Here is a 26416-nt window from a genome sequence, read left to right as displayed (position 1 = left end):
TCACGGGCCCACCTCCACCCGCTCCGGGCCGTCGGCGGGGTCGATGGCCAGCGCCCCCGCGCCGCTGCCCGGGCCAATGGCCAGCGGGCCGCCGGCACGGGGAGCGCCGAACGACAGCGTGGCGTCGGCCGGCACGAGCCGCAGCGGCGAGGTGGTCAGCCGGTCCCCGGCCCGGGCCGGCAGGGTGAGCCGGAACTGCGCGCCCTGTCCGGGCGCGCCCCACGCCTCCAGCCAACCGCCGTGCAACCGGGCGTCCTCCAGGCTGATCGACAGGCCCAGGCCGGTGCCGCCGGTCTGCCGGGCCCGGGACGGGTCGGCCCGCCAGAACCGGTTGAAGACCAGCTTCTCCTCGCCGGGCTTGAGGCCGACGCCGTGGTCCCGCACCGTGATCGCCACCGCGCTCTGGTCCATGCCCAGGCTGATCCGCACCGGCTTGGCCTCACCGTGCTCGACCGCGTTGCCGACCAGGTTGCGCAGCACCCGTTCGACCCGCCGCGGGTCGACCTCGGCGATCACCGGGGTGCCCGGCAGGTCCAGCTCGATGGCCACCCCGACCCGCTCGGCCAGCCCGGACAGCCGCTCGGTCACCCGGTGCACCACCGGCACCAGGTCGGTCGGTTCGCTGTCCAGCACCGCGAAGCCGGCGTCGAACCGGCTGATCTCCAGCAGGTCGGTGAGCAACTCCTCGAACCGGTCCAGCTCGGCCTGGAGCAACTCGGCGCTGCGGGCCACCGCCGGGTCGAACTCGTCCCGCTCGGCGAAGATCAGGTCGGCTGCCATCCGGACCGTGGTCAGCGGCGTCCGCAGTTCGTGCGACACGTCCGAGGTGAACCGGCGTTGCAGCCGGGACATCTCCTCCAGCCGGAGGATCTGCCGTTGCAGGTTGGTCGCCATCTGGTTGAACGAGGCGGCGAGCAGGGCCAGGTCGTCCTCGCCGGAGACGACCATGCGCTGGTCGAGCAGGCCGGCGGAGAGCCGCTGGGCGGTGCGCGCGGCGACCCGGACCGGGGTCACCACGAGGCGGGTGACCAGGGCGGCCAGCAGGCCGAGCAGGAGCACGAGCGCGACGCCGGTGGCGACCACGGTGGCCCGGGCGTCGGCCGCCGTGGCGTCCTGCCGGGCCAGGGGTACGAGGTAGTAGAGCTCCACCTGCCCGAACTTGGTGGGCACCGGCGAGCCGTAGACCAGGTATTTGGTGCGGTCGCCGTTGAGCGTGCCGGTGCGGATCTGGTGGGCGACCTTGCCGGACGCCACGGTGGCCCGCAGCTCGTCGCCGATCACCGTGCGCACCGGCACGTCCGGGGACACGCGGGGCTCGATGAACGCGGTGAAGTTGTCGGCGGTGATCGCCACCACCACGCCGCTGGTCTGGGTCGGGTCCCCCCCGGCCAGATAGTTGACCGTGCCGTCGATGGTGTCCTGGAGCTGGGCCTCCTGCGGCTGGCTGTAGAGGTTGAACTGCTTGGCCGCGTAGTCGCTGCCGTTCTTCAGCCGCAGCCGCACGTCGGTCTCGGTATTTTCCAGCAGGATGTTGGTGATCTTGTCGGCGATCAGGTAGGCGAATCCGCCCACGAGCAGGCTCGACGCCACGAGTGTGATGGTGACCACACGCACCTGGAGCGACCGCCGCCAGGCCAGGCGTACGCCGGCGGCGAACCGCGTCGAGCGACCGGCCAGCGCACGCCAGAGCGCCCGCGCGGCGGGAAGCCGGCGGGACTCGGTGGTCGGCGGGTCGGGCAGCGGGGTGGTCACCACAGTGCTGCCCAGGTTATCCGGTGCCCGCCTTGTAGCCCACGCCTCGCACGGTGAGGATGATTTCGGGTCGCTCCGGGTCCGGCTCGATCTTGGCGCGCAGCCGCTGCACGTGCACGTTCACGAGTCGGGTGTCGGCGGCGTGCCGGTAGCCCCACACCTGCTCCAGCAGCACCTCACGGGTGAAGACCTGGCGCGGTTTGCGGGCGAGCGCGACGAGCAGGTCGAACTCGAGTGGGGTCAGTTTCACCTCCTCGTCGTCCCGGCTGACCGTGTGCGCCGGCACGTCGATGGTGATCTGGTTGCCGGGCGGGCCGATGGTGAGCAGCTCCGGCGCGACATCCTCGCCGCGGCGCAGCCGGGCCCGCATCCGGGCCACCAACTCCTTGGGCTTGAACGGCTTCACCACGTAGTCGTCGGCGCCGGACTCCAGCCCCAGCACCACGTCGACGGTGTCGCTCTTGGCGGTCAACATCACGATGGGTATGCCGGACTCGGCCCGGATCGCGCGGGCCACGTCGATGCCGCTCATGCCGGGCAGCATCAGGTCGAGCAGGACGATATCGGGCCGGCTGTCCCGGAACGCGGCTAATGCCCGTTCTCCGTCGGCGACGAAGGACGGCACGAAGCCCTCGCTGCGCAACACGATGCCGAGCATCTCGGCAAGGGCGGGGTCGTCGTCGACCACGAGTACGCGGGCTCTCATGGGGTTTATCGTTCCATCCCCGTTCATTCGGAGGTCGGAGTCTTCACGGCACGGTAACGCCGAGCGCGCCCGCGCACCACAGCCGACGGCGTGGCCGACCAGCGTGGCGTGCCGCGGCGGACGGATCCACCGGTTGCGGACCCGTCGTATCCATGATCCCCCGGTGATCGCCCCACCCGCCACCTCTGCCGGGCCCTCTCCCCTGCCGGATCAGGAGAACAGGTCGCGCCCCCACCAGTCCGCCGCGTCCCGCACGCCCGGCGGGCAGGCGAACAGGCCGCTGGAGACGTGCCGCAGGTATTCGTTCATCGCGTCGTTGCGGGCCAACCGGGTCTGGATCGGCACGAACTGCTTACGCGGGTCCCGCTGGTAGGCGATGAAGAACAACCCGGCGTCGAGCCGGCCCAGCCCGTCCGAGCCGTCCACGAAGTTGTAGCCGCGCCGCAGCAGGCGGGCACCATCGTTCTGGTCCGGGTGGGCGAGCCGCACGTGCGCGCTCTCCGCGATGGCCGGCTCGCCGTCGTCGCCCTTCGCGGCGAAGTCCGGCTCGTCGAACTCGTCGCGCCGGCCCAGCGGGGCGCCGCTGCCCTTGGTCCGGCCGACGATCATCTCCTGCTCGGCGAGCGGGCTGCGGTCCCAGGTCTCGATCAACATCCGGATCTTCCGGGTGACCAGGTAGGAGCCGCCGGTCATCCAGTCCGGGCCGTCGCCGGGCTGCACCCAGAGCTGCTCCCGGAGCAGTCCGGCGTCCTCGGCCTTGAGGTTGGCGGTGCCGTCCTTGAAGCCGAACAGGTTACGCGGCGTGGCCTGGTCCCGCGACGTCGACGAGGTACGCCCGAAACCGAGCTGCGACCAGCGGACGCTCACCACGCCCATGCCGATCCGGGCCAGGTTGCGGATGGCGTGCACCGCCACCTGCGGGTCGTTGGCGCAGGCCTGGACGCAGATGTCGCCGCCGGACAACTCCGGTTTGAGCGCGTCGCCGGCGAAGTGCGGCAGGTCGGCCAGGGCGGCGGGGCGGCGGTCGGCGATGCCGAACCGGTCCCGACCCCGGGCGTCGCGGAACAGCGACGGGCCGAAGCCCACGGTCACGGTCAGCTGCGACGGGGGCAGCCCGAGCGCTTCGCCGGTGTCGTCGGGCGGGGCCTCCGGCATGCCGCCGACCGCGCCGATCACCCCGGCGTCCTTACCCGCGGTCATCCGGGCCGCCGCGGCGGTCCACTCCTGGAGCATCGCGACCAGCCGGTCCCGGTCCTTGGTGACCACGTCGAACGCGACGAAGTGCAGCCGGTCCTGGGCCGCGGTGGTGATGCCGGCCTGGTGCTCGCCGAGGAACGGCACCGCGCCCGCCGCCGTACCGGTGGCCGACGCCTGGTCGCCGCCGGCCAGCAGCGCGCCCGCGCCGGTCGCCACCCCGGCGACGCCGGCCACGCCGACGCCGGCGAGCGTGATCGCCCGTCGCCGGGAGACCTGGCGATCGGCCCGGGAGTTGCTCGGCTCGCTCGTCGCGTCACCGCCGGCCGGGGTGATCATCGCGCGACGGCCGCCGCGATCTTGCTGACCGGCTCGGCCAGCGCGTTGATCCGGTCCGACAGCTCCTTCAGCTCGGTCTCGCTGAGCTGGGTGTGCAGCTTCCACCCGTCGCCGGCCCGGTGCTTTCCGAGCGCGGCCTCCACGTTGGCGAACTCGCTGTCGAGCTGTTTGACCAGGTCGGGCGCGCGTTGCTCCAGAGCGGGACGCAGCGCGCCGACGGCCGCCTTGGAGCCCTCCAGGTTGGCGTTGAAGTCCCAGAGGTCGGTGTGCGAGTAACGCTCCTCCTCACCGGTGATCTTGCCGCTGGCGACCTCGTCGAGAAGCGCCTTGGCGCCGTTGGCGAGTTGGAGCGGGGTGAGCTTCTCGGCGTTGGCCTTGGCCACGATCGCCTTGACGTCCACCAGCAGCCGGTCGGCGATGGCCCCGTCCTTGCTGACGTCGCCGGTGGTCCAGAGGTCCTTCTCGATCCGGTGGAAGCCGGTGAACTCCATGCCCTCCTCGACCACCTCCTCGCGACCGTCGATCTTCGGGTCGAGGTCGCCGAAGGACTCCGCGACCGGCTCGATCCGCTCCCAGTAGGTGCGGGTCACCGGATAGAGCGCCTTGGCCTTCGCCACGTCGTTGGCCTTGACAGCGGCCACGAACTCCTCGGTCTTCGTCAGCAGCGCGGCGGTCTGGCTCTGCACGTAGCGCTGGTAGCTGGCGGTGGCCTCGGTCAGCGCGGCGTCGGGTGCGACGCTCTCGGCGGTGCCGCTGACCTTCAGCGCCCCCCGGATGCCCCGGCCGCTCATCCCCGGCTTGCAGGCGGTCTCGTAGGTCCCGGCGGGCAGCTCGACCCGCAGCTCACGGCTGAGCCCCGGGGCGATGTTCTCCACCTCGCCCATCACCCGGTCGCCCGCGGCGTAGACGTAGAACTCGTTGACCTTGGAACCGTTGTTCGTCACCTTGAACGTCACCTGACCGGCGTCGATCTCGGTGCTGGCGACCTCGCAGGCGCTGTCGGTGGCCGTGACGGCGATCGGGCCGCCGGCCGCCGCGTCGGCGTCGTCACCGCCGCCGCAACCGGCCAGTCCGGCGACGGCCAGCAACCCGGCGGCGGCGGGTGCGACGATTCGAGTGGTACGCATCGGTGCGAAATCTCCTCGGAAACGGGGCGGATCAGGCGCGCGGGGACGGGGCGGTGGCGGCCGGCTGCGACCGCTCGGCCGGGGCGTTCCCGGCCGGGGCGGCGGGCTCGGCGGTCGGCCGGACCGGCTCGGCCGTGGCCTCGGTAGGCTCGGCCGGCGTCGCGGACTCCGGGGCCGCGGCGGGCTTGGCCGCAGGCGCAGCGGGCCGGGCCGGCTTGCGCAGGAAGAGCACGAGCACCGGCACCGCGTACGCGACCCAGGCGATCAGCTCCAGCACGGTCGGCGCGGCGGTGATGTTGAACATGCCGGCGAGCAGCGCGCCGTACCAGGCGTTCGGGTCCAGCGTGGCGGAGATGTCGAAGGCCTGGTTGTTCAGGCCGGGCAGCACGCCGGCCTCCTGGAAGTCGTGCACCCCGTACTTGAGGATGCCGGCGGCGACCAGGATCAGCAGCGCGCCGGTCCAGGTGAAGAAGCGGCTCAGGTTGATCTTCAGCGCGCTGCGGTACAGCCCGAAGCCGATCGCCACGGCGGTGACGATGCCGCCGGCCAGGGCGAGCAGCGAGTTCAGCCCGGTGCCGCCGGCCACGCTCTCGGCCGCGGCGTAGAAGATCAGCGCGGTCTCCAGGCCCTCCCGGACCACCGCGAGGAAGGCCATCCCGGCGACCGCCAGGGATCCCACGGCAAGCGCGTCGGTGAGCCGGCCGCGCAGCTCGCCCGCGATCGTCCGGGCCGCCTTCCGCATCCAGAAGATCATCCAGGTCACGAACACCACCGCGGCGACGGACGTGACCGCCTCGAAGAACTCGCGCGACTCGGAGGTCCGCAGCAGCGAGGTCGAGGTGTACTGGATCAGTGAGCCGAAGCCGACGGAGAGCGCGACGGCCAGGCCGACGCCGGCCCAGACCTGCGGCAGTCGGTCACGTCGCTGCGACTTCACCAGGAAGGCGACCAGGATGCTGACCACCAGGGTCGCTTCCAGGCCCTCCCGTAGGCCGATCAGGTACGTGGCGAACATCGGTTACTCCGCAGTAGGTGAGGGATGCCTCAGTTAACTTAGGACAGCCATACCTTGCTCCCGTTCTTCCGCCACGTCAAGTTGTTCATGGCAGCGTCACCCCCGCACGGACGAGACCCGGCGCCGTCGGACCCGCGTACGCGAAAGGGACCGGGACGACCGCGCGGCGGCCGACCCCGGTCCCTCCCGGGAGTGCGAAATCAGTAGCGGTAGTGCTCCGACTTGAACGGGCCCTCCGGGGAGACGCCCAGGTAGGCGGCCTGCTCCTTGGTGAGCGTGGTCAGCTTGGCGCCGAGCGCGCCCAGGTGCAGCCGGGCGACCTTCTCGTCCAGGTGCTTGGGCAGCACGTAGACCCCGGTGGGGTAGTCGTCGGTCTTGGTGAACAGCTCGATCTGGGCGATCGTCTGGTTGGCGAACGAGTTCGACATCACGAAGCTCGGGTGGCCGGTGGCGTTGCCCAGGTTGAGCAGGCGGCCCTCGGAGAGCACGATGATGGCGTGGCCGTCGTCGAACCGCCACACGTCGACCTGCGGCTTGATGTTCTCCCGGGTGACGTCGGAGCGCTTCGCCAGGCCGGCCATGTCGATCTCGTTGTCGAAGTGGCCGATGTTGCCGACGATGGCCTGGTGCTTCATCCGGGCCATGTGCTCGTTGGTGATGACGTCGAAGCAGCCGGTCGCGGTGATGAAGATGTCAGCCTGCTCCACCACGTCGTCGAGCGTGGCGACCTGGTAGCCGTCCATCGCCGCCTGGAGCGCGCAGATCGGGTCGACCTCGGTCACCACGACCCGGGCGCCCTGGCCGCGCAGCGACTCGGCGCACCCCTTGCCCACGTCGCCGTAGCCCATGACGACGGCCATCTTGCCGCCGATCAGCACGTCGGTGGCCCGGTTGATGCCGTCGATGAGCGAGTGGCGGCACCCGTACTTGTTGTCGAACTTGCTCTTGGTCACCGAGTCGTTGACGTTGATGGCCGGGAAGAGCAGGGTGCCGGCGCGGTGCATCTCGTAGAGCCGGTGCACGCCGGTGGTGGTCTCCTCGGTGACGCCCTTGATGCCGGCGGCGATCCGGGTCCAGCGCTGGTTGTCCTCGCCGAGCGAGCGGTGCAGCAGGTCGAGGATGACCGCGTACTCCTCGGAGTCGGCGGACTCGACCGGCGGCACGGCCCCGGCCTTCTCGAACTCCGCGCCCTTGTGGACGAGCAGCGTGGCGTCGCCACCGTCGTCCAGGATCATGTTCGGACCCTGCCCGTCCGGCCAGGCGAGCACCTGCTCGGTGCACCACCAGTATTCCGGCAGGCTCTCGCCCTTCCAGGCGTAGACCGGGACACCGGCCGGGGCCTCCGGGGTGCCCTCGGGGCCGACCACGATCGCCGCGGCGGCGTGGTCCTGGGTGGAGAAGATGTTGCAGGACGCCCAGCGGACCTGCGCGCCGAGCGCGACCAGGGTCTCGATCAGGACGGCGGTCTGGACGGTCATGTGCAGCGAGCCGGTGATGCGGGCACCGGCGAGCGGCTGGGCCTCGGCGAACTCGCGCCGGATCGCCATCAGGCCGGGCATCTCGTGCTCCGCGAGCCGGATCTCCTTGCGCCCGAACTCGGCGAGCGACAGATCCGCCACCTTGTAGTCGCCCTCGGCGAGGGTGCTCGGCCGGGCGCCGCTGCGGGCTGCCGGAAGCGTGCTGGTCATGGAAGCTCCTGTCGAAGGAAGTGCTGCGCAGCTTTTCACCTTACGCGCGTGGGCCGGCTCACCCTGGCCCGGTTGGCCGGGGCCGGCAGACGACAGCGCACGGGGCGGTCGGTCGTGAACGGACTTTCCGCCCACGGCTCGGCCGCCCCGTGCATCCCCCCGGTTTGGTTCCCCGCGCGTTCCCGGACCTTCGTCGCGACAACGCTGCGCACTCATAAGGTAACAGCGGGTGTTCGCCGGGTCGGGCTGTTTCCGCGAAATCAGCGGATCAGCGCAGGCCGCAGGTGGCCACGAACGCCTCGCCGTCCCCGGTGAGCGTGAGCGCGGCACCCGCCGCCGTACCGACCGCCGACTGCCCCGCGTCCAGGGTCACCTCGCCGACCCCGTCGGCCACGGTCAACCGGCCGGCCCGGCAGAGCACCACCCGCGGGCCGGGCAGCGTCAGCCGCGTCCCCGTCGCAGCGGCGCTCACCGTGACGTGGTGCAGCGCGAAATCCTCCACCGGCACCGGCCAGGCCAGCACCCCGGGCGCCACCGGCTCCGGCCGGACCACCGGGTCGGCCAGCACCTCGAACCGCAGCACCCGCAGCAGCTCGTCCACGTCGACGCGCTTCGGGGTCAGCCCGCCGCGCAGCACGTTGTCGCTGGCCGCCATGATCTCCACACCGGTGCCGCGCAGGTAGGCGTGCAGGTTTCCGGCCGGCATCCAGATGCCCTCGCCGGGCGACAGCCGGACGCGGTGCAGCAGCAGCGCCACCACCACGCCCGGATCGGCCGGATAGCCGGCCGCCAGCGTGCGCACCAGCGCGGCGTCCGGCGACGCCGGGCCGGCGACCGCCCCCGCCAGCACGGCCGCCACCAGCCCCGCGCGCTCCGCCGCCGGCCAGCTCAGCAGCGCACGCACGGCCTCCCGCAGCCCCGCCGGCCCGGCGCGCAACGCCGCCACCACCGGCTCCAACGCGGGTACGCCGAACGCGGCGATCGCCTCCGCCGAGTCGGCCGGGTCGCGGAAACCGCAGAGCGCGTCGAACTCCGAGAGCGCCACCAGCAGTTCCGGCTTGTGATAGGGGTCGACGTAGTTGACCTGCCCGGCGTCGGCCGCGTGCCCGGTGCGGGCCTGCTCGGCGTCCGGATGCGCCTGGAGACTCAGTGGCGCGTCCGCGGCCAGCACCTTCAGCAGGAACGGCAACCGGATGCCGAACCGACCCACCAGGCGCTCGCCCAACCAGTGCTCCGGCTCGGCCACCAGCAGATCGGTGAGGCTCACCGGTCGACCGTCCCGATCGACCGTGGCCGGGGCGCCCGGGTGGGCACCCAGCCACAGCTCGGCCTCCGGCCCGTCGCTCGGCGCCGGCCGGCCCTGCAACTCGGCGATCGCGGTACGCGATCCCCAGGCGTAGTCCCGGATCCGGCCCTGCAACAACTCCATCGGTCAGCTACCGGACCGTCCGGCCACCTCGTCGACCGCCCCGGCCTGCGGCGTGGTCGCGCCGGCGTCGTCGACCGCCCCCTCCGGCACCGCGGTGTCGGCCGCCTGCCCGGTGCCCGCCCGCTCCGCCGCCACGCTGTAGATGTCCGGCTCCAGATAGATCACCCGGGCGATCGGCACCTCGCGGCGGATCCGTGCCTCGACCGCGTTGATGCCCCGGGCCAACTCCTCGGCGCTCTCGCAGGGCGGCACCCCGATCTTCGCGGCCACCATCAGCTCCTCCGGGCCGAGATAGAGCGTCTTCATGTGGATGATCCGCTCGACCTCCGGGCCGCCGGTGACCGCCCGCTCGATCTTGGCCAGCTCGCTCCGCTCGGCGCCCTCACCGAGCAGCAGGCTCTTCGTCTCGATCGCCAGCGTGATCGCGATGATCACCAGCAGCACACCGATCATCGCGGTCCCGGCGGCATCCCACATGCCGTTGCCGGTCGCGAGCGTCATACCGACACCGAAGAGCGCGAAGACCAGACCGATCAGGGCGCCGAAGTCCTCCAACAGCACCACCGGCAGCTCCGGGGCCTTGGCCCGGCGGATGAACCGGACCCAGGTCTGGTTGCCCCGGATGTGGTTGGACTCCTTGATCGCGGTGCGGAAGGAGAAACCCTCCATCACGATCGCGGCGAGCAGCACCGCCACCGGCACCCACTGCCAGCTCTCGATCGGGTGCGGATCGGACGCCTTGTGGTAGGCCTCGTAGAGCGCGAACAGGCCGCCGAGGCTGAACAGCACGATCGCCACGATGAACGCGTAGATGTAGCGCTCCCGCCCGTACCCGAACGGGTGCTGCGGGGTGGCCTCCCGCTTGGCCCGCCGACCACCGATCAGCAGCAGGCCCTGGTTGCCGGAGTCGGCCACCGAGTGGATCGACTCGGCCAGCATCGACGACGAGCCGGTCAGCAGGAACGCGACGAACTTGGTGACGGCGATGCCGAGATTCGCCGCCAGGGCGGCGACGATCGCCTTTGTGCCCCCGTTGGCGCTCATTCTCCGCCTCGCTCGATGCCGCACGTGGTCACTGGTTTGCCAGCTCCTTCATTTCCGTGATGGCCGGAACCGCCATCGGGTCCAGGCCGTGTGCCAGGGCGAGGTAGACCGAGGCGAAGTCGGGGACCGCCACCAGTGACGCGAGCCGCTCCAGCGCGGAGCCGCCCTCGGCGGTCACCACGTCGCAGCGCACCCCGCGCCGCTCGGCGAGGGTCTGCACCGCGTCCGCGCGGCGCTCCTCCACCGCCAGCGGCTCGTCGGTGTCGTCGTCGGCGTTGAGCCCGCCGTCGCGCAACAGCACCAGCCGCAGCCGGATCCCGTCGGCGTCGGAGTCGTCCGGATCGGCGAAGATGTCCCGCTCGCCCTCCGCCAACCCGCCGAAGACGCCGTCGAGCAGGCCCACCCGGCCCCGACCGGCCTCACCGAGCGCGCCGCTGACCACCGGGTAGCGGGCATTCGCCGACAGCGTGTCACCGAACCGGCGGGCCGCGACGGTGGCCAACGGGGACGACCCCCAGACGATCGGAACCGAACCGGCCAGGCCCAGCGCGAGGGACTTCGCCGGGTTGACGAAAGACTCGGCGGTCGACCGGCACCTGTCGGCGTCGGCGTCCAACCGGGCCGCGGTCTCCGCCAGATCCGCCTCGTTGACCTTCACCAGCCCGAGCGCCCGGGCGGCGAGCAGGACGGGCACGGTCAGCGCCCAGAGGCTGGCCCGGGCCGGGGCACGCCGGGGCACCGGGACGAACGGCGCCCGGGCCCGCTCGGCCACCGACTGGAGTTGCGAGTCCGGCGCGCCGACCGCGACCAGGCGGGCCCCACGCCGGTGCGCCGCCTCGGCCGCGCCCAGCGCCTCGGGACTGCGGCCGGAGGCGCTCACCGCGATGACCACGTCCGCCGCGCCCACCCAACCCGGCACGCCGGCGCTGCGGTGCGGGATCACCGGCACCGGGCAGCGCGGCCCGGCGACCGTGGCCAGCACGTCCCCGGTACGCCCGGCGGTGCCGATGCCGGCGATGACCACCGCCCGCGGCCGACCGTCGTCACCGAGCACGCCCAGGTTCGCCTCGGCGGCCAGCGCCGCCGACTCGCGCACCTGCGCGCCGGCGGAGGCGGTGAACCGCAGCATCCCGCCCGGGTCGCGCTCGGCCAGCAGCGCCGGATTGTCCAGCAACGCCTCGTCCGCGTGCCGGTGTCCACTGACCCCGGCCGTACCGTCCATCACCGCGACGACCCGCCACGCGCGTCGTCGGCGCCGGGGCCACCACGCGCCTCGTCCAGGAGCAGCACCGGGACGTCGTCCCGTACCTCGAAGACGCGACCGCACTCGGTGCAGGTCAACGTCTGCGCCTGCGGGTCGTAGTCGAGCGGGGCGTGGTGTGTGTCCGGGCAGGCGAGGATCTCGAGCAACTGCGGGTCCAGGGCCACGGCGCGGCTCCTTCCACGTATGCGGTCTCACCGGTCGGCGGTGCCGTCCGGCGCACGCGATCTTAACGGCGAACCGGCCCCGGCACCGGAATGTGTTCGGCACCCGCCGACCGGCCCGGCGGCCGGGTCACGCCGGCATCACCCACGGTCACCGTAACCCCGGTACCCGGCCGGGTTCCGGCTCAGTCCGGCAGCCGGGGCAGGATGCTCGTGGCATCCCCGGCCGGCGGGGGCGGAGGCGCCCCGTACACGTTGCCGGCCGGACGGGGCGGGGTCCCGCCGCCGTACCCGGTCGGGGCCGGCCCGGGCGTCCCGGAGCGGTAGGTGGTGCTGCCGCGCGGCAGCGGGACCGGAGACTCGTCGGCGGCCGGGCCGTCGTCCGTCCGGTCCGCCCGGCTGCGGCGCACCAGCAGGACGATCAGAGCGGCGCCGACGACGACGAGCGCGATACCGAACCACATGATGAGGGAGCCTCCGAAGGACGAGTCGTCGGCAGCGGCGTCGGCAGCCGGACCGACGGCGGCGACCACCGCCGACGTACCGGCCGTCTCGGCCGGCGTGGACGCGGCGGCGCTGGGCGTGGGCGTCGGTGTGGGCTTGCGGGAAGGGGTCGGGCTCGGGGTCGGCGGACGCTTCGCACCCACCACCCGGGCCGAACCGCCGGCCCGGCCGAGCACCTGACCGTTCGCGGCGCTCGCCTCACCGGCAAGTTCCAGCCGCCCGCCGACAGCCCCGGCCAGGAACGTCACCCGGTAGCGCACGTTGGCGGTCCGCCCCTTGCACAGCGGACGGTCGACCGGCGCCACCTGGGCGGTGGATACGGCGCCACCACCGCCGGCGACCGGCACCGCCACCCAGCGTCCGCCGGTCGCCACCTCCACCCGCACCTGGTCCGCCCGCAGGCCGTCCAACCTCAACCCGAGCGCGGTACGCACCTGCACGCAACCCTCGGTGCGCCTGCGCACCCCGATCGTCACCGCGCCCGCCGAACCGCCGGCGGTGAACTTGCCGGCGGAGCGCAGCCCGACCCGGTCGCCCTCGGCCATCGCCGGGGACGCCGGGGCGGCCACCAGTGCGCCCAGCGTCACGCCGACCATGGCCCAACGCGCCGTGTGCCGCCTGACCGACATCTCCACCTCACCGTTCCCGTCCCGGACGAAGATCCGCCGGTCAGGTTACTACCGGGCCTCCCGGGCACCCGCCCATCGAGCGCTCGACATGTGTGCCGCGACACCCGGCGGACGTCAGCCCAGGTCACCGACTCACCCCCGGTTCCACGCCGTCTCGCGCTGGCGCTGGCGCTGGCGCTGGCGCTGGCGCTGGCGCTTCGAGATCTTGGTACGAAACGGCCCTCATAGGGGCACTTTCCTACCAAGATCTTCGCGTTTCTTGTTAGGTGGGAGGCGCATCCCTGCTGGTGGGACAGGTTGCGGGGCTTGAGCAGTTGAGAGTGTTACGAGGGTTCGGTGTCGCTGCCGGGGACGGCGGTCGCGATGCTGGGGTCGGCCCCCGGGTCGCCCGCCCGCTGGAGTTGCTCCTCGAACATCACGAAGGTGCGCCGCCGAATGCCGGTCACGAGCGCCGCCTCCTCCGGGGTGAACGCACGCCGCTCGGCGACGGCCTGCTCCTCGATGGCCCGCACGGTCTCGTAGAGCGCGAACACCGGCCCCTCGCCCCTCAGACTCAATCCGCGCTCTTCCTCAACACGCTGCACGAATTGCCCAACCGACCGGACGAAGACCTCTCCACCCATGGCGAAAACAATCTCGTCGATGATGTCGTCAGCAACCTGCCAGCCGCCCGTTTGGAGATCCAACCGCCAGGCGGTCAGACCGCCCTCCGCTGTCGGAGTGATCTTCACCGGGGTGTCGTTGTAGTCGTAGTAGCCGGCGAGGCTGAGCCCGTCCGCCGCATCCTTCATTACTGTCCACCGCTCAGGGTCGATTGAAGTGCGGCCCAGAAGTGCTCACGCTGGCGCCGGATGATGCCCTTTCGGATCGCTGATTCCGCGACAGTCAGATTACGGCCCTCGCTCCGGGACACCGCCTCCAGGTCACGCCAGACCTCGAACAGGGAGTGCTCCCACTCCGCCACGCGGTCCAGCGCGGCCAACTGCAGCCGGAACTCGCCAATGTGCCCGGTAGAGGTCCGCAGCAGGAACTGGATGTCTCGATATCCACTGTCCTGAGGGACACGGAACCGATCCTCGAATCGCGCCACCTCGACACGAGGGTTGGCGCACAGACTCGCCAGCCCCGCGTAGAGATCATCCACTGTCTCGTACGACACCCTGCCGGCGGCCAGATCTCGGAGGCGGTCGGCCCTGCCGCCGTTTCGGGCGATCTTGTCCTCAGCTCGAACGCGATCCTTCGGCCCAGGCCGTGGCTTGTACTCGGCCCCGTCCGTCGACAGGCCCGCCAGCTCACTACCGAGTAAGTCGAGCTCGCGTTGCGCTGCCACCGCATCTCGATACAGCTGATCCAGGTAGGACTTCACATAGGTCGGCTCGGCAAGGTGGTCCCGGTCGAAGCCCGGCTGGACCGGTACTGGACGCGCACCGTCGAATCTCCGACTCACCTCGATCTGTGCCAGGCTGAGCGGAGTGGCCTCGACGGAGGATACGGGTGCCGAGGCGACGGCCTCGGCACCATTGGTCCGGATCTCCTGCAACACGTCCTGCAGCACGTCGATGGCCTGCTGGTGGCTGGCCAGGTGGTGCAGGGTCACCGGTCGGGCGGTCAGCGAGTTGGCGAGTTCCGGGGTCGCCCGGATCATCCGTACCAGGTCGGGCCGCTCCGCGAGCTGCCGCACCAGCGTCTCGGCGAGCAGTTCTTCCCGCCGTGGCGGCGCCTCCCAGCTCTGGTCCAGCATCCGCTGAACGCGCGGGTCGGCGAGCAGGCCGGTCAGCTCACCGGCGGCGGTCTCGTCCAAACCCGGCACGAGCCGTCGCAGCGTCGGCCCGTCGGCGTGCTGCGCCAACTCGACAGGCGTCACCCCGCCGGCGAAGGCGTCGTCCAGGCTGCCGCTCGTCGCCAGCGCGTCCCGGACATAAAGCCCGGCGGCGATCCGGTCCGCGTGTGCCTGCCGGTGCGACCGGCGGACCCGATCCGGCTCCGGCTCGCCCGGCGGCACGCTGCCCGGCGACACCCTTCCCGGGGGCACGCTCCCCGGGGGAGCGCTGCCGGACAGCGAGGGGCCGGCCGGGCGGTGGAAGGTGGTCGATTCGCCGAGCAGGTGGACGTGGTTGAAGTCCGGTGCCGGCCCACCGTCGAGTAAAGGCGGGTCCGGCGGACGTGGTGGTGCCGTGCGGTGGCGCGGCTCGGGCAGCACGTTGTAGGTGCCGGGCGGTCGACCGGCGAGCGGCATCGGGCGGCCGTCCGGTCCGAGGACCAGCGCGTCGATGCCCACCACGTTGGTGTCGAGCGGCACCCCGCGGTGGCGGTAGAGCGGTTGGCCCGCCACCACCCCCGTCTGTGGGTCGAGGTAGAGAACCGTGCCGTTCTGGTTGAGCGCCACCCAGGCGTGCGAGCCGCCGCCCTCGAAGCTGGTGATGAGGAAGGCATAGCTGCCGTGACCGCCGGCCGCCAGTTGCGCGTGCAGGTCCCGGTAGCCGCGATCGACAAGCATCCGCGGGTCCCGGCCGGAGCGATCGGGCCCGCACAGGTCCTGGAAGCGCCCGCCGGTCGTCTCCTCGATCCGCAGCGGACCGTCCAACTCGCCGCCGACCGGCCGGTGGACGTCGCCCGCCAGATACCCGTCGAAGGTACGCGGCGCGGCGACCCGCGGCCGGCCGTGCATCCAGGTGTCGTAGAGCGACAGCGTGCAGTCGAGGCAGTTGATGCCCCGGGTGGCGTCGGCGGCCGGCCCGCCGTCGTTCGCCAGTCGGAACCACCCACCGCGCCGGGGATCGGCGGTCCGGGCCACGGTGCCGTCCGGGTTGCGGGGCATCTGCCGTTCGAGGTCGGTCTGGTGCAGGGCGAGCGGCGGCCGAAGGCCACCACGCCGCCCGTAGGGGCGGGACCGGTCGACCGGCGGTGGATGCCCGTGGCCGGTGAGCGCGGAGTGGTCGGCCGTCTCCACCGCGCCGAGGGCCAGGTCTGCCACGTCGTCGTTGATCCGGTAGAAGTCGAGATCGTCCTCGACCATCACCCGCTCGGGCGCCTGCTTCCCGGCGAGGACGTGCCGTGCCTCCTCGCGCAACTCGGACGCCTCGATGCCGGCCTCATGCGCCTCTCGGTGCCAACGCTCGGCTGCCAGGGTGCGTCCCTCTCGGCGGAGTTCCGTAGCCTGTGCCGCCCAGTCACTGGCCCGTTCCTCGTGATAGGCGGCGCGTTCGTGGAGCCAGTCCGCCCTCGTCTGACGCCGACGGTCCTCGAACCAGTCCCGTTGAGATCGCAGATAACCCCGATAGCGACGCCGATCGAAGGCTTCCCGGTCGGCCGCCAGGCGCGCTGCCCTCTCCTGATCACCATGAGGACTCGGGGGCGTCGGGCCGAGCGGGTGGGAGACGCCCGGCAGCGCTGGTGTCGAGTGCCGTGGAGCCAACGTCTCCAGAAGCGGGAAGCGAGGATTCGGCACGTTCCCTACACCAGGAGGGGACACCGCCGGCACCGGCGGAACTGGCGCGTGGACCGACGGGGCGGTCACCGGCCCTGGTTGCGCGGGACCAGTCACCGGTGAAGCGCGGTCCGGAGACGGGGGCGCCGCGGAATGCGGCGCCTCGGCAGCCGATGTGCTGAACGAGGTCGGAGCCGTTGCCGCCTGCACCGACGCCGGCTGGTGGGGAGCACCGGTGTCGGCCGGACCGGCCAGGGCTGCGCCGGCGGCGGGCACGTCGGTGGCTACCGAGGACAGGGTCGGGTCGGCGATGGTGGATAGGTGCGCCGGACTGGCCGTCGCGGCGCTCGCCAATGCGTCCCCCGCAGCAGGCGGCGATGAGGTGGTCGCCTCCGGGGCCGGTCGCGCCGGGTCGACCGGGGCGGGCTGGTGCGTCGCGGCATCGGAGGTCGGCAGGGCCACCGGCGGCGAATCGGCGGCCAGGGGGTGACCGACGGTCGGATCGCCGGGGTGGACGGGGGGCGACGCGGTGGACAACTGTGCCGGGGCGAGCCCGGCCGCCTCGATGCCGGGCGGCACGTCCAAGCCGAGCGGCGGAGCGGTGAGGCCGCCCAGCTTCCCGTCGAGCCGGTGGTGCAGCGCCGTGTCGGCCTGCCCGGTGGCGGATCCGCTCACCCCGGAGGCGGCGGCGCGGGCCAGATCCTCCACCGACGGGCCCTGGCCGGTGGCGAGGCCGGCCGCGGTCTCGGCGAGGCTCTCGCCTGCCATCTCCCGCCCGAAACGTTCCCCGATCTGCGCGAATCGCCCGCTCGCGTGCCGCCCCAGGCCGGCGAGGGGCGCGGCGGCGCCACCGGCGAAGCCGCCCAGGCCCGACGCGCCCACGTCGGTCAGGTCCAGGCCGTCCCGGCGACCGGTGGAGTTCTGGTATGCCTGGGTCGCCAGGCTGGTGCCCGCCTCCTGCCCGGCCTCCACCAGACCACCGAGCGCCGCCCTGCGGGCGAGCCCCCGGGCACCGCTCCTGACGACCTCTTTCGCAGCCCGTTCGCCCGCCTCCTTCAACCCTTCCCTGATCGCCTTGCGGGCCAGTTGGGCGACGAGCCGTTTGAAGATCTGCTGCACCGCGACCCGGGTGGCGGCGACCGCGGCACCGGCCGCCGGCGACGCCGCGCCAAGTGTGAGCGCCGTGACCACCGCGAGGGACAGCAACTCCACGACCAGGATGCCCAGCTCGATCCAGGCTTCCAGCTTCGCGCCCTCGATATCGCAACCGCAGGAGTCGACCAGCCGCCCCAACTCGTCGGTGGCGGCCACGAGCACGTGCAGCGGGGCGTCCTCGCCCCCGGCCACCTTGTCCCAGGCCGTGTCGAATGCGTGGGCCACCAGCCCGACCCCGCCGTACCCGCTCTTCACCTCGCCGGCCGCCGTGGTGGCGTCGTCGCGTGGCCCGGCCAGGACGCCGGCCACGCCGTACCACCGGTCGGCCAGGTCCCAGACGGCGCGCTCGTTGCCCTCCGGCCACTCCACGCCGACCACCCAGTCGAGCGCCTCGTAGATCCAGCCGGGCACGTCCCAGGGGCAGTAGTCGAGTGGATGTGGGATCGGGCTGGGCAGCATGCTCACGCGGGTCCTCCGGTCAGCGCCAGGGCCGATGCGGGGTGTGCCGTTGGTGCGGGAGATTCCCGAGATCGCGGGCGGTGCTCAGGTCCGTCTCCACGGTCGCGGTGACCGACCGGAGCACGTCGGAGCCGATCCCGTCGAGCGACCGGCCGAGCAGTTCCCACGCCCGCAGCAGCGTCTCGGCGTACCCCTGGTATTGCTTGTCGAACGCGGCGCCGATGTCGTCGCGCCCCCACGGGCGCTGCGCGCCCGCCGCGGCGATCGGATCTCCGGTCTCACGCCGGGCCGCGGTCACCGCCTTCCCGGTCGCCGCCAGGTCGGCGCCACCGCGCCGGGCCCGGTCCGCGTCCAGCCAGATCTCCTCCCCGGCCACCTGTCACTCGCCGCGCGAGGCAACGGCGTCGGCCCGGCCCAGCAGCGCACCGAAGTCATGGGTACGCAGGAAGTCGACCGACGGCGAGCCGGGCGGCAGATAGCCGGCGACCAGCTCACGGGTGGCGTCGGCCGCGGCGGCGGACGCACGCAGCACGGTTTCGGTGATCTTCCGACTCAGCGCCCGGGCGTCCCGGTCGTGGAACACGCCGGGGCTCACCTCGACGCTGATCAGCTCACCTCGCGCCCCGACCACCGCGGTGACCTGACCGTCGGCGGAGCGTTCGGTCACCCGCAGCTCGGTCAGCTCACGCTGGAGTTCGTCCAGACCGGACCGGAGTCGCCGGTATTGCCCGTACACCTCGTCGAACCGCGCCCGAAGTGCACGGTTCGCATCCCGGTCCACACTCTCAGCCACCGCCGCACCCCTCCCGTCACCGTGGGTAGGGCCGACCATACCGGGTGCCACGAACTCCGTGGGGTCCGGTAATTTCAGGTGGTGATCGAGCGACAGCAGGCCGAGCAGATCGCCTCGGCGTGGGCGCGGCGGGACTCCGACCGCCTCGGCTTTCCCTGCACCGCGGTGATCGAGGAGTTCGACCTGGGCTACGTGATCGTGTCCACGGTGTCCACCGAGGCCCGCGCCCTTCCCGGCGACCTGCCGACCACGGTCATCGACAAGGAGACCGGCGAGGTGTCCACCTGGCCCCGGGTGCCGGCGGACGCGGTCGAGCAGATGTACCGCCAGCGCCGGCCGCCCGAGCCCCGCGCCCCCCGCACCGTCGATCCGGCCGGGCAACTGCTCCGCGAGCTGACCCGGCTGCCCACCCCCGGCACCGCGGCACACCTCACCCTGGACGGCCGGCTGCACGTCGCGCAGGGCGCCAAGGGCGACGTCGAGTTGCGGCACCACCCGCTCGTCCGGTCCTACCTGGACGATCTGCCCGCCGGCCACCTGGTCCGGGGCGGTGAGCGGCACGCCGAGATGATCGTCGTCTCCGACGCGCTGCACGAACACGACCACCGTCGCGCCGCCGAGGGGCTTCCGCCGCTCTCCGACGAGGATGCCCGCCGCCTGTTGGCCACGGGTCGAATCGAGTGCTTCCGCGTCCGCGAACCGGGCGATCCGGCCGGCGGGCCGTCCGACCTGCGCTGCGAGTCGTGCATCAGGTTCCTCGTGCACTTCGACGTGCTGCCCTGGCCGGAGCTGGCCTACGTCGAGGAGTGGCGTCCGGATCCCCAGACACCCCCCGATCGCGACCGGTTCCCCCCCGAGGTCGCGGACGCGCTCGTGATAGCCGGCTGGCGACCGCACTTCGGGGATGAGGTGTCGGCCGCCACCTCCGTCCGGAAGGTCACCGAAGTCAGCGGCACGCAGCACGACCATGCTTCTTTCCCGGCCGCCCTGGCGACGCTCACCGCCTTTCCCGGGCTGGTGAGCGCCCGGCAAGGTCCAGGTGAGGCGGTGTGGATCTCGCGTTTCGAGGTACGACCGCGAAAGGTCGCGCATACCGCCGACACCCTTGCCGACTTCGGCGCGGTCCTGGGCACCCGCCTCTTCCCACTGGGCAGCGAGCGTCAGGAGAGCATCCTCGCCGTCGACGAGCAGGGCCGGGTCTTCGCGCTCGACCAGGCCGGCGAGTGGTTCCTCGGCGCCGACATCGACGCCGCCCTCACCACGCTGCTGCTCGGCCGCGCCCCCGCCCGGGTGCGCGACGACGGCACCTGGTGAGCCGCGGATCTCAGCGGCTCACCCCGACCGTCGCGGATCTCAGCGCAGCAACTGCACCAGGTTGTGGCGGACCAGGTTCTTGCCCGGCTCGCGGATCGCGTCCATGGCCGCCGCGTTGAGCAGGACGCAACTGCCCGACGGCCCGGTGATCGTCACGGTCACCACCCGGTTGTTGTCCAGATTGGTCACCCGCAGCCGGGTACCCACCGGGAACTGACCGCTGGTGGCGGCCGGGGCCCCGCTCTCGGCGGAGAAGGTGATCGCCCCGGTGCAGGCGCTGCCGCCGACCGGCTGGGCGTTGCCCGGCCGGGTCTCGACCGGCTGCACGTCGCCGGGGACCGGAGCGGTGCCGTCGAGGCGTTCCACCACGTTGCGGCGGATGACGTTCTTGCCCGGCTCGCGTACCAGGTCCATGGCGGCGGCGTTGAGCAGCACGCAACTGCCCGACGGCCCGGTCACCGTCACGGTTGTCGCCTTGTCGTTGTCCAGGTTCGTCACCCGCAGTCGGGTGCCCACCGGGAACCGGTCACTTGTCGCCGCGGGCGGGCCGCCCTCGGCCGAAAAGGTGACCGAACCGGCGCAGACCGCCCGCCCGGCCGGCGCGGTCTGCGCGAAACCCATTCCCGTGCCCACCGAGACGACCACGCTGGCGGCCACCGCCATGGTCGCCGCCAGCACGTGCTTGCGCTGCACCCTCACGTTCTCTCCCGTCGTCGGTGTCGTTCGACGCCTGGTACGGATGGGAGGGCCGGACCGTTCATTCCACCGGAGCGATCCACACGGAGAGTGACGAGTGTGATCTGTCCGAGATCTTGCAGCTCGTGTCCGGGACGCCGATGGGATGCTGAGGCACCCGCACCGGACCGGAATCCCACCTCTCGACAGGAGTCCCCGCATGTTCGTAGCGCTCGTCACCGCCGCCGCCGTCGGGCTCGCGCCGGGAGCCGCCGTCGCCGCCTCGGAACCCACGATCTCGGTCAACTGGCTCGGCACCGCCGACGTACGCGCGCACACCGCCACGGTCGGCGGACGGTTCGACTGCGGCGACGAGCGCGGCCTGGCGTACATCGAGGTCCACCTCGGCCAGCGGGTGCGGCGTGCCTCGATCACCGGCTTCGGCTTCGGCGTGATCGGCGCCTGCACCGACGAGCGCACGGCCGGCACCTGGACCTCGACCATTCCCGCCGACCAGGGCGCCTTCCGGGGCGGGCCGGCCACCGTCACCGCGCGCCTGGTCGTCGAGCCCAACTCGCTCACCGAGACCACCGAACCGCTGCGCCTCGTCGCGAATTGCTCCCACCACCGGGCGTGATCCGGTGGCAGGCGGCCGGCGGTGTATCGGATAGCTGACAGGACAATGCCTTCGACCAGCAAATGACCGTTTCCCCGACGGAAAAAGGCCGAGTAAAGGATCGAGTTTCCTGGTTGCCCTGTCCCACAGTGTCGGCATGCCCTCTTCGAGATCTCGAAAGCTGCGTACCCTCGCCGCCGCCGCCTCGGCTCTCGGTCTCGCGATCGTCGCGATCGTCTGGGGTCTGCGTGGTGTGGAGGTGACCAGTTGGCTGGCCGGTGTCGGCAGCTTCGTGGCGGCCGTCGCGTCCCTCTCCGCCGGCACCGGCGGCCAGCTCCCCCGCCGGTTGGGGCACCGCTTCACGGCGAGCCTCGGTGGTCGGATCCGCCGGGTGGCCGTCTCCGGTGAGGGCGACAGCAACTTCCACGCCACGAGTGGCGGTGTGATCGAGGACATCCGGGCGACCGGAACGCCTGTCACGTCGCCGTCGCTTCCCGAGCCGGCCCCGGCGCGGGGCGACACCGTAGCCCCCGAAACCGAACCCACCGTCCGGGTGGTCGACGGTCTGATCGACCGCGGTGACCAGTTGCGTGCGGTGCTCGATGGCATCCGCGATTCCGGCCGGGGAACCTTCGCGGTGGTCGGTGGGCACGGCATGGGCAAGACCTCGTTCCTGTCCATGCTGCGCGACGCCGTCCGCCGGGAGTTCCCGGACGCGGTGCTGATGCCGATGCGACCGCAGGAGTCGCCGGAGTTGTACGGGCTCAGCGAGGCCTACAGCGGCCAGTACGGGTCCGCGGTCACGCCGGCCGTCGCCGCCCTGCTCCTGGACAAGTCGGCGCAGTTCCTCGGCGACCTGGTGCAGGACGTGGTCGGACAGTTCGGCACCTTCGTCGTCGCGAAGGAGGGGGTGCCGCGTGCGTCGAACGTGACGATGAACAACACGTTCGTCGCGAAGTCCTGGGGCGCCATCTCCAACGCCCAGGTCGACGTCAACGTGAAGGGTCCGGCGGAAAGCGCCATCGAACGGCTGAGTCGGGCCCAGCGACGCATCGACGACGCCTTCCTCGCCGACTGGCGCGCCTTCCTGGCCGGCCGGCGGGCGATCCTCATCCTCGACGGATTCGAGACGCTCATCGACGACGCGGTGGGCCAGTGGTTCGTGCGGCTCGCCCGACGCCTGCCGGACACCGCCGTGGTGCTGTCGCTGGTGCCGCGCGAGTATGCCGAGCACGGCCGCCGGGTCCTGGATCCGGACCTCATCGAGGAGCTTCCGCGGTTCACGGTGGCCGAGGCGCACTCCTACCTGACGTACCACTTCGGCGATCGGGCCGAGATCTGTCTCGCGCAGGCGGTCACCAAGTTCACCGGCGGTCATCCGTACGGGCTCCGGCTCGTCCGACAGTTCATCAGCGCCCATCTCGACGAGGCGCTGGTCCCGGGCCGTCTGCGGGAGATGCTGATCGACCTCTCCGACGGCGGTGACCCGCAGCTCGACCGGCTGGTCCGCGAGGTGATCCAACCCGACCGGAACCCGAGCGTGTGGCGGGTGGCCGAGGTGGCGTCGCTGTTGAACAGCTTCGACGTGCCGATGCTCGTCGACCTGCTCGGCAGCGAGGATCCCCCGGCCGGTCCGGACCAGGTGAGCAACGCTGTACGACAGATCGAGCGGCTCGGTCTTCTCGATCCGCTGTCGGTCGCCGGTCGGTTCCGCCTGCACGACTTCATCCGGCCGGCGATGTCCGAGGCGGTCCGGCGGTTCACGCCGGACCGGTGGGCGCGCATCCACAGCCGGGCAGCCGGCTACTACTACCGCCAGATCACCGAGATCGAGTCGAAGACGGAGACGGCGTACGGGTCCTGGTTCAAGTACGAGGACGCCGTGTGGCAGATGCACGAGACCGAATGGATGTACCACTCCGCCCAGTTGTCCGGCGATCGGGACCTGACCCGGGCGCAGTTCGTGGTGCTGTTCCTGGAGGCGTTCTGGTGGTGGGGCCTGTACGTCGACTTCGCCTTCTGCCACCAACTGCTGGAGAGTTGGCAGCGGGCGGCGCAGGACGACGTGGACCGGGATCTGCTCGACGAGATCCGCCGCTTCCACGCGAACTACCCGACCGGTCCGGACAAGCCGGCGGGTGAGCACTGGACGGAGGCCCGGCACGCCCTGCGTACGGTGGGGGAGCTCTGCGGGGTCCGCCACGGCTGGCAGGCTCCGGGCCGCTCGCCGGAAGCCGAGGGGGTCTTCCGTCGGGCGTGGCTCTACCTGCGGTTGTTCACCGCGCACACGTTCTGGTACGACAACCGGTTCGCCGACGCCGAGCGGGCCTACCGGCAGTTGGAGTCGGAGTTCGCCGACCTCGACGACGACTGGATGTTCGCCTGGCTCTACTTCGAGTGGGCGGAGGTCGCGTACGCGGCGGGTGACCACGCCTCGGCCGCGGACCGGTGCCGCCGGTCGAGCGGGATGATCCGCCGGGTGGCGGAGGCGGGTGAGGTCGACTCGGAGCTGCTGGCATACGTGCACCGGCTGCTTGCGGACCTGTTGCACGACGCCGATCCGGTCGCCGCCGCGCGGGAGTACGGGCAGGCGGTCAAGCGGGCCTTCGTGTTCCATCGCATGGCCAACTCACTCGAGCCCGTGGTCAGCGCTCCGGACGAGTACACCAGCCAGTTCTACGCGGAGATGACGACCCGGGCGGCGGGCCGGGTGCCCGGGTGGGCGGGGCACAGCTCCTTCCCGGACATTCTGGCGGCGCTGGTCGAGCCGACCGCGGGCGAGGCGCCGGACGTCGCGCGCCTCGACGCGGACGGTCCGGCGCTGGCCGCCACGCTCTTTCCGCGTGGGCCCCGGCCGAATGAGCTGTATCAGCGCCGGGGGCCCTTCACCGACTACTGGGGTGACGTGGTGGAACGACTTGACCTGGACGCCGAGGTCGAACTCGACGCCATCGACCGGCTCGCCGACGCGCTGCGGGGCTGATCAGTCGCTCGGCAGCCGGAGGCGGTCCGCCAGCCAGTCGGCCTGCCAGCGTCGCTCCTCGTCGTGGCGGTCACCGCCCGGTTCGGGGCGGCGGGACCGCGCGGCCCGGGCCGCGACGTAGCCGAGCGCGGAGGCCGGGTAGATGGTGACCATCTCGACCGCGTCGGCCAGGTAGCCGCATACGAGCGCCGCCGACGGTCGGTCGGCCCGCGCCGCCGCCTCCTGCCGGCGCAGCGCCAACTCCCGCAGGCCGGTGAGCGGACCGGGGCCGGCGGGCGACTCCCCGGCCGGTGACGCCAGCAGCCGTTCGGCGGCCTCGGCCAGGTGACCCTCGTCGAGGTCGCCGCACTCGGCGGCGGCGTGCCCGGCCGTCCGTCCCACGCACGCCCGGGCGAACGCGGCCGACGTGTCGAGGTTCCATCCGGGCACGCGAGCCGACAGCCGGGCACGTCGCCCGACGACCTTGCGGCCCACCACGGTGACCGGCCCGTCGAACTCGATCGACCACAGCTCGTCGTGCAGCCAGTAGGGCAGGTCCGTGACCCGGCAGGCGTGCAGCCCGCGGTGGCACGGTGAGACCTCGGGCGCCTCCAGCCAGTCGGTGGGCCAGACGTGGCCGGAGAAGGGCCCGACCCGGCCCGCGCCGAGAAACTTGTAGTACGTCACGACGGGGTGCCTTCCGCGGCGGGCTCCGGCGTCAGGGCGGCCAGGTGCTCCGGGGCGTGCCGGCCGGGCAGCGCGGCGAGGCTGCTCCGGACGAGTTGTGCCTTGCGGACGTGTTGAAGGCAGGCCGGGCAGCTCAGCAGATGCATCTCGAGCAGTTCCCGCGTGTCCTCGGCCACGGTGCCGTCGGCCAGCCGGGCAGTCAGTGTCACCACCCGGTCACAGCGCAGGAAGGCGTCCATCCTTCTCCTCCCCGTCGGCTCGCCTGTCGATGAGCGCGATCACCTCGGCGCGGGCGGCGCCGACCAGTTCCTGGTATTCCTGTTCGTCGCGCCCGACGAGGGGGGCCGCCTCGGCGGGCGCGACGCCGAGCACGTCGGCGAGGACGAGGGCGACCCGTGGCAGCGGGGGCAGCCGCCGGACGGCCTGCGCGACCAGGTGCTCCAGCGGCATGTCGTCGGTCCACTCCGGCGGGTCGGTGCGCCACCACCCGGCCCACGGGTCGTCCTCGCCGGCGAACCACCACTGGAGCACGCCCTCGTCGGCCGGATCCGCCGAGACGAAGAGCAGCCCGTCGTCCGACAGCGCGTCGAGCAGCGGGGTCAGCACGGCGACCCGTGGTCGGGGCAGCCGTTCGCCGGCGGCGAGCCGGGCCAGCACGCGCGCCCAGACGGCGTCGAGCACGGCCCCGGCACGGTCGTCGGTGGCCAACAGGTCGAGCGCGGCGGCGGTCGCCGGGTAGTCCCGGTGGAGCAGTTCGGTCGCCACGTCGAGGGTCGGTATCTCCGCGTACCCGTCGGGTGGCAGCGGGGTGAGCGCGGCCGGCTGCCGCTCGACGGCCGCCAGCACGGCGACGAACTCGGGATCGTCGTGGACGTCCGGCCCTTCGGCGTCCTCGTAGTAGTCGACGACGAACGACCGGACCAGGTCCTGCGGGACCGCCGCGTCGCCGGGGCGGGCGGCGAGGAACATGCCGCGTTCCCGGGGCGCGTCGTCGCCTACCCGTGGTTGGACGAAGGGGACGGGCAGCAGGCCGAAGCCGGCGCGCTGGTAGAAGCGCAGCCGGGCGGCGGGGTCGCCGAAGTCACCGGCGACGTGCGCCCGGGGATCCTCGACCTCGGCGAGCACCACCTCGGCTGCGGCGCGGCGCCGCCAGGCCGGCAACACGTGGTCGAGCAGGACCGCACCGACCCCGCTGCCCCGCAGCCCGGGACGGACCGCCAGGTAGCTCAGCAGCAGCACCCGCTCGAAGGTGTCGGTCACGATGACACCGACGGGAGAGCCGTCGTGCAGGGCGACGGCGGCCCACGTCGCCTCGCACGTGGCGATGGAATCGAAGCTCACCAACTGGTCAGGCGGGAAGCTCGGCTCGAGAACCTCCCGGTAGGCCCGCCGTAGCAGCGCGGGGTCGGGATCCGTCGACAGGTCACGTAGATGGATCCGCCCGAGGGCCGCGTCGACGGTCGGCGGGATCATGTC

The 26416-nt window shown here is 72.2% G+C and carries 22 protein-coding genes; 3 read left to right on the top strand and 19 right to left on the bottom strand.

The window, feature by feature from the left end; all coding sequences use genetic code 11:
* The 15 genes from mtrB to O7619_RS08925 form a co-directional block, all read right to left on the bottom strand.
* Complete coding sequence (gene mtrB / locus O7619_RS08995; protein ID WP_282286938.1) at positions 1-1755, bottom strand: MtrAB system histidine kinase MtrB; 1755 nt, start codon at positions 1753-1755, stop codon at positions 1-3.
* A gap of 13 nt (positions 1756-1768) precedes the next feature.
* Complete coding sequence (gene mtrA / locus O7619_RS08990) at positions 1769-2458, bottom strand: MtrAB system response regulator MtrA (RefSeq protein ID WP_281584836.1); 690 nt, start codon at positions 2456-2458, stop codon at positions 1769-1771.
* A gap of 210 nt (positions 2459-2668) precedes the next feature.
* Positions 2669-3991 carry an iron uptake transporter deferrochelatase/peroxidase subunit gene (gene efeB / locus O7619_RS08985; protein ID WP_282286935.1) on the bottom strand — a complete coding sequence of 441 codons (1323 nt, stop codon included), beginning with the start codon at positions 3989-3991 and terminating at the stop codon, positions 2669-2671.
* Entirely contained in the window at positions 3988-5118 is a 1131-nt protein-coding gene (gene efeO, locus O7619_RS08980) for an iron uptake system protein EfeO (RefSeq protein ID WP_282286932.1), read from the bottom strand. The genes efeB and efeO overlap by 4 nt, the downstream gene beginning before the upstream one ends.
* Positions 5119-5149: 31 nt before the next feature.
* The gene (efeU, locus tag O7619_RS08975) at positions 5150-6133 is read right to left on the bottom strand and encodes an iron uptake transporter permease EfeU (RefSeq protein WP_282286930.1); all 984 of its coding nucleotides are present in this window, start codon (positions 6131-6133) and stop codon (positions 5150-5152) included.
* Between the two features lie 200 nt (positions 6134-6333).
* The gene (gene ahcY / locus O7619_RS08970) at positions 6334-7821 is read right to left on the bottom strand and encodes an adenosylhomocysteinase (protein ID WP_282286928.1); all 1488 of its coding nucleotides are present in this window, start codon (positions 7819-7821) and stop codon (positions 6334-6336) included.
* Between the two features lie 268 nt (positions 7822-8089).
* Positions 8090-9250, bottom strand: a complete 1161-nt coding sequence (manA, locus tag O7619_RS08965) for a mannose-6-phosphate isomerase, class I (protein ID WP_282286927.1) — start codon at positions 9248-9250, stop codon at positions 8090-8092.
* A 3-nt stretch (positions 9251-9253) separates the two neighbouring features.
* Positions 9254-10294, bottom strand: a complete 1041-nt coding sequence (locus tag O7619_RS08960) for a cation diffusion facilitator family transporter (RefSeq protein ID WP_282286925.1) — start codon at positions 10292-10294, stop codon at positions 9254-9256.
* A gap of 28 nt (positions 10295-10322) precedes the next feature.
* Positions 10323-11519 carry an SIS domain-containing protein gene (locus tag O7619_RS08955; RefSeq protein ID WP_282286923.1) on the bottom strand — a complete coding sequence of 399 codons (1197 nt, stop codon included), beginning with the start codon at positions 11517-11519 and terminating at the stop codon, positions 10323-10325.
* Positions 11516-11722, bottom strand: coding sequence for a Trm112 family protein (locus O7619_RS08950; protein WP_281584844.1), 207 nt, complete (start codon positions 11720-11722; stop codon positions 11516-11518). The genes O7619_RS08955 and O7619_RS08950 overlap by 4 nt, the downstream gene beginning before the upstream one ends.
* 182 nt (positions 11723-11904) lie before the next feature.
* Positions 11905-12852, bottom strand: coding sequence for a hypothetical protein (locus O7619_RS08945; protein ID WP_282286922.1), 948 nt, complete (start codon positions 12850-12852; stop codon positions 11905-11907).
* Between the two features lie 323 nt (positions 12853-13175).
* Positions 13176-13643 (bottom strand): hypothetical protein, encoded by a 468-nt coding sequence (locus O7619_RS08940; protein WP_282286921.1) that lies wholly within the window; start codon positions 13641-13643, stop codon positions 13176-13178.
* Positions 13643-17893, bottom strand: a complete 4251-nt coding sequence (locus tag O7619_RS08935; RefSeq protein ID WP_282288741.1) for a toxin glutamine deamidase domain-containing protein — start codon at positions 17891-17893, stop codon at positions 13643-13645. Before O7619_RS08935 ends, O7619_RS08940 begins: the two co-directional genes overlap by 1 nt.
* Before the next feature lie 19 nt (positions 17894-17912).
* The gene (locus O7619_RS08930) at positions 17913-18269 is read right to left on the bottom strand and encodes a hypothetical protein (protein ID WP_282286920.1); all 357 of its coding nucleotides are present in this window, start codon (positions 18267-18269) and stop codon (positions 17913-17915) included.
* A 3-nt stretch (positions 18270-18272) separates the two neighbouring features.
* Entirely contained in the window at positions 18273-18686 is a 414-nt protein-coding gene (locus O7619_RS08925) for a YbaB/EbfC family nucleoid-associated protein (RefSeq protein WP_282286919.1), read from the bottom strand.
* Between the two features lie 81 nt (positions 18687-18767).
* On the opposite strand from O7619_RS08925, the gene O7619_RS08920 reads away from it, so the two are divergent.
* On the top strand, positions 18768-20000 hold the full coding sequence (locus O7619_RS08920; protein WP_282286918.1) for an SUKH-3 domain-containing protein: 1233 nt from the start codon (positions 18768-18770) through the stop codon (positions 19998-20000).
* Between the two features lie 39 nt (positions 20001-20039).
* Here O7619_RS08920 and O7619_RS08915 read toward each other — a convergent pair whose 3' ends face one another.
* A complete protein-coding gene (locus O7619_RS08915) occupies positions 20040-20699 on the bottom strand; it encodes a hypothetical protein (protein WP_282286916.1) in 660 nt (219 codons plus the stop codon).
* 196 nt (positions 20700-20895) lie between these two features.
* Here O7619_RS08915 and O7619_RS08910 point away from each other — a divergent pair, with 196 nt between their 5' ends.
* Positions 20896-21312: a hypothetical protein gene (locus O7619_RS08910; RefSeq protein ID WP_282286914.1), complete on the top strand. Its 417-nt coding sequence runs from the start codon at positions 20896-20898 to the stop codon at positions 21310-21312.
* 136 nt (positions 21313-21448) lie between these two features.
* The gene (locus O7619_RS08905; protein WP_282286912.1) at positions 21449-24274 is read left to right on the top strand and encodes a hypothetical protein; all 2826 of its coding nucleotides are present in this window, start codon (positions 21449-21451) and stop codon (positions 24272-24274) included.
* Here the strand turns inward: O7619_RS08905 and O7619_RS08900 are convergent, their stop codons facing one another.
* The 3 genes from O7619_RS08900 to O7619_RS08890 are packed head-to-tail and all read right to left on the bottom strand — an operon-like array spanning position 24275 to position 26413.
* Entirely contained in the window at positions 24275-24940 is a 666-nt protein-coding gene (locus O7619_RS08900; protein ID WP_282286911.1) for a hypothetical protein, read from the bottom strand.
* On the bottom strand, positions 24937-25179 hold the full coding sequence (locus tag O7619_RS08895) for a zf-HC2 domain-containing protein (protein WP_282286909.1): 243 nt from the start codon (positions 25177-25179) through the stop codon (positions 24937-24939). The genes O7619_RS08900 and O7619_RS08895 overlap by 4 nt, the downstream gene beginning before the upstream one ends.
* Complete coding sequence (locus tag O7619_RS08890) at positions 25157-26413, bottom strand: GNAT family N-acetyltransferase (protein WP_282286908.1); 1257 nt, start codon at positions 26411-26413, stop codon at positions 25157-25159. Before O7619_RS08890 ends, O7619_RS08895 begins: the two co-directional genes overlap by 23 nt.
* Positions 26414-26416 lie beyond the last annotated feature (3 nt).

The organism is Micromonospora sp. WMMD998 (assembly GCF_029581235.1).
Lineage (GTDB): Bacteria > Actinomycetota > Actinomycetes > Mycobacteriales > Micromonosporaceae > Micromonospora.
This window is presented reverse-complemented; position numbering and strand designations above follow the sequence as displayed.